Origin of the sequence: Sulfitobacter sp. HI0129, assembly GCF_001635395.1 — a bacterium.
Classification (GTDB): Bacteria; Pseudomonadota; Alphaproteobacteria; order Rhodobacterales; family Rhodobacteraceae; genus Sulfitobacter.
The window spans coordinates 1-3,396 of the sequence record NZ_LWGH01000511.1; the positions used below are offsets into that span (position 1 = coordinate 1).

The following is a 3,396-nucleotide window of genomic DNA, read 5'->3' on the forward strand; positions in this document are numbered from 1 at the left end:
CGACGTGCCGGAGGAATACACTGTCTGGGGCATCATGGCGCGCGATCTCATTCGCGAAACCGAACGGATGAACGCCACCTCCGCCGGCGCGGAAAGCGGCACCGCCCTGCCCCAGCGCAAGCTGCCGCCCTCCGTCACGGGCATGGGTCTGAACGGCCTGCGCATCACCGATTTCATCAAGCCGACCTGCTGGCCCACGATCGATCTCATCCCCTCCTGTGCCAACGCGGCTTTCGTCGAATTCGCCTCCGCCCAGTACCGGCACATGAACCCGGAATGGTCCTTCTTCGCCGCGATCCAGAGGTACCTCGACGCGATCCCGCCGGATGCCTTCGACCTCGTGATTTTCGATTGCCCGCCCGCCATCGGCTACCAGTCAATGAACGCGGTTTTCGCGGCGGATGTGCTCTATATCCCGTCCGGGCCCGGCTATTGGGAATATGACAGCACCACCAGCTTCATCGGCCAGCTTTCCGAAGCGCTGGAGGATCTGGGCCGGTTCAGCGGGCGCCTGCCGGATGGGGCCTCTGCCGACAAGGTATTCGCCGACATTCGCTTCCTGCTCACCCGGTTCGAGCCGAGCAACGACCTGCACCGTGCGATGCAGAAGGCATTCGGTCAGGTTTTCAAGTCACATGTTGCAGACCACCCGATCGAAATGACACGCGCGGTGGAGCAGTCGGGCCGCTTCCTCTCTTCGATCTACGAGATGGATTACCGGCAAATGACCCGCGAAACCTGGCGACGTGCGCGCGTGTCGTTCGACAGAGCCTATGATGAATTCCGTGCGACCCTAACCGGCGCGTGGAGCAAGCTGGAGGATTGATGAATGGTCAAGAAGCGTAGCGTGTTCGATATCGATTTCGTCCCTGATGAGGACGAAGAGGCCCCCGCCGCCCCACAGGGGTTGGAGACGAAGTCTTTCTACAATGTCCAGGGCCACCCCCTGCAGAACATGGGGCCCATTCCCGACACCCCGCGCCGGGGCCCGATGGCCAGCGCCATTCACGAAACGGCTGAGGCGAACCAGTCTCGCGCGCAGGCCGAAGCGGCGATCCGGGCGGAGAATGACATGCTCGCGCATGAGCATGTGCGGCTGAAGAAACTCGGGTTGATCACCGATCTGATCGACACGGGCGCCATCGCGATGAAGAAACTGACCCGCGACAGGGCAGGGGGCGCGGACCCGGATCTGGGCGAACTCAAGGCCTCGATCCAGTCCATCGGCCTGTCCAACCCGATTCGCGTCGAGCAGACGGATGATGGTTACGAATTGATCCAGGGCTTCCGCCGCCTCACCGCCTTTCGCGAGTTGGCACAGGAAACCGGCGACAAGCGGTTCGAGCGTATCCCCGCGACGCTGGTTCCCCGCGGGGAACCGCTCGTCGGCCTGTACCGCAAGATGGTGGATGAGAACCTCGTCCGCAAAGACATCAGCTTCGGAGAGATGGCGACCCTCGCCCTTTCCTATGCCCGCGATTCCGGGGTGGATACCGATGCCGCCGTGCGGGAGCTCTATGCCTCCGCGCTGAAGCAGAAGCGCAGCTACATTCGCCAGTTTGTCCGTCTGCTGGATATGCTGGACGGAAGCCTCAACCACCCGGAGGCGATACCCCGCGCGCTGGGGTTGGAGCTTGCCAAGGTGCTGGAGGGCGCGCCTGAACGGGTTGCCGAACTGCGCAAGACGCTCGCAAGATTCCCCGCGGGGAACCCGGAGGAAGAGGTGAAGGTCCTGCGCGCGGCAGTGGCGGCCAAGCCCGCGAAGCCGCAGCGTTCGGTGCCGAAGGCTACGGCGAAAACCTCCATGCGGCTGTCGCGCCCCGAAGGCGAGGCGCGGGTGCTCGCCTCCGACGGGCGGATCGAACTGCGCCTGCCGCGTGACTTCTCTGCCGTGTCGCGTGCGCGGCTTCAGACGGGTATCGAAGCCCTGTTGAAAGCCCTCGACGAGGAGTGAGGGCAGGGGGTTCCCCGCGGGGAACCCCAACCCGGCCCCCGATGTGCACAGATGCGCTCTCAAGGCCGGTCGATCGGGAAAACGGATTGTTTATCAATCGCTTACCCAAAAGTCCTCTGATTTTCCGTTAAAATGCGCAGGTCGACATCGTGGCGACCGGTTGCAGCGACCAGATTGCCGCAAAAAGCCCGACCCAGCCGCTGATCAGGCTCACCCGATAGACGAAGGGGGAGGGGGAGGCGAAGCGGGAACTACGCAGTGCCAGCAGCACCAGACCCTGCGCCGCAATCACCCCGCCCCAGGCTGACAGCAAGGCCAGCCGCTGGGGGGAGAGATAGGTCCCATCTTCTGCCCAGCCCGCAGCGCAACCGATGCCGTGCAGGCCATAGAGCGCGCTGAAACCGGCAAGCCAAAGCAGCGGTGGAAGCAGAATGCGCAGCAGATCCTTCATGCAATCAACCCCGGCAAATGGATCGCCAGCAATGCCAGCGTGGCGACCACGGCAAGGTAATCGGACCAGAGCGCCACGATATGCACCTCCGCCCTACGCCGGGACGACAGATAGCCGCGCCATGCACGGGCGATCAAAAAGCCCTGCATCACCGCGACCAACCCCGCATGCAGCAGCGTGTACCCGGCCAGCACCAGCAGCGTCGCGGCATAGGCATGGCCTGTGGGATCGGGCAGGCGGGTGAGCAGGATCACCAGAACGACCATCAGGGCCAGGGTGGCCCCAAGGGCCAGGGCAAGCGTCAGCCACGCGCGGCCATGCCGGGCCATCCGGCGCGCGGCCAGCCGTTGCAGGACAGCGCCGATGACGACGGCCCCGATGCCCGCGCCCAGTTCATTGACCGACGGGCTGAACCATTCCGACGGGGGCCAGCCCGGCGCGACGGTCCAGAGGAACGCGTAGCCGAAGAGGAGCGAGCCGAAAAAGGTGCCGTTCGCCGTCAGCAAAAAGACCGAACCCCACCAGCCGGGGGGGCGTGACGTCTCGAACGTGGGGGGCAGGGACGTGTCATGCCCCACAGTCTGCGGGCCGAGGTCCTGCTTTCGGCCCAGTTGCCAGACCCAGTGCAGTGCCAGCGCCAGAACGCCCAGCATCCCCACGGGCACCAGCCAGTAGAGCTTGAGCAGCATGGACAGGAAGGCAAGCCCCGTCACCCCGGCCATGACGATCGGCAGGCGGGTGTTCCCGGGATAGATCACCAGTTGATCCGGCCGCCCGCTGGCGATGTCCACCGTCATCGTTTCGCGCCAATCGTGCCGGGGCTGGCCAAGGTAGCCTTCGCCCATTGCGAGCCTGTTGGCCAGTTCAGGGTCTTGCGCATAGGGCTCGCGGCTCTCCACATGGGGCAGGCTGGCGAAGTTGTAGGCGGGGGGGGGGGACATGGTGGCCCACTCCAGCGTCCCGGCCTTCCACGGGTTGCGGGGGCCACGGA

Annotated in this window: 3 protein-coding genes and 1 pseudogene; 2 read left to right on the forward strand and 2 right to left on the reverse strand. The window is 64.8% G+C overall.

Annotated features, from left to right (window positions below; genetic code table 11):
* Together A3764_RS13980 and A3764_RS13985 are read left to right on the forward strand one after the other, a co-directional pair.
* Positions 1-826: ParA family protein (locus A3764_RS13980; RefSeq protein ID WP_150122186.1), on the forward strand; the 826-nt coding region annotated here is incomplete at its 5' end.
* Between the two features lie 3 nt (positions 827-829).
* The gene (locus tag A3764_RS13985) at positions 830-1,954 is read left to right on the forward strand and encodes a ParB/RepB/Spo0J family partition protein (protein WP_067924432.1); all 1,125 of its coding nucleotides are present in this window, start codon (positions 830-832) and stop codon (positions 1,952-1,954) included.
* Positions 1,955-2,081: 127 nt separating this feature from the next.
* On the opposite strand, the gene A3764_RS13990 is transcribed toward A3764_RS13985, so the two are convergent.
* Together A3764_RS13990 and A3764_RS13995 are read right to left on the reverse strand one after the other, a co-directional pair.
* Entirely contained in the window at positions 2,082-2,405 is a 324-nt protein-coding gene (locus A3764_RS13990; RefSeq protein ID WP_067920968.1) for a hypothetical protein, read from the reverse strand.
* Positions 2,402-3,396 (reverse strand): annotated as a pseudogene (locus A3764_RS13995) (cytochrome ubiquinol oxidase subunit I); the annotation flags it as partial. The pseudogene A3764_RS13995 and the gene A3764_RS13990, both read right to left, overlap by 4 nt.

What these genes read in the sequence shown, in the direction of transcription:
- A3764_RS13985 (WP_067924432.1), top strand. Translation starts at nt 830, where the DNA reads ATGGTCAAGAAGCGTAGCGTGTTCGATATCGATTTCGTCCCTGATGAG.
- A3764_RS13990 (WP_067920968.1), bottom strand. Translation starts at nt 2,405, where the DNA reads ATGAAGGATCTGCTGCGCATTCTGCTTCCACCGCTGCTTTGGCTTGCC.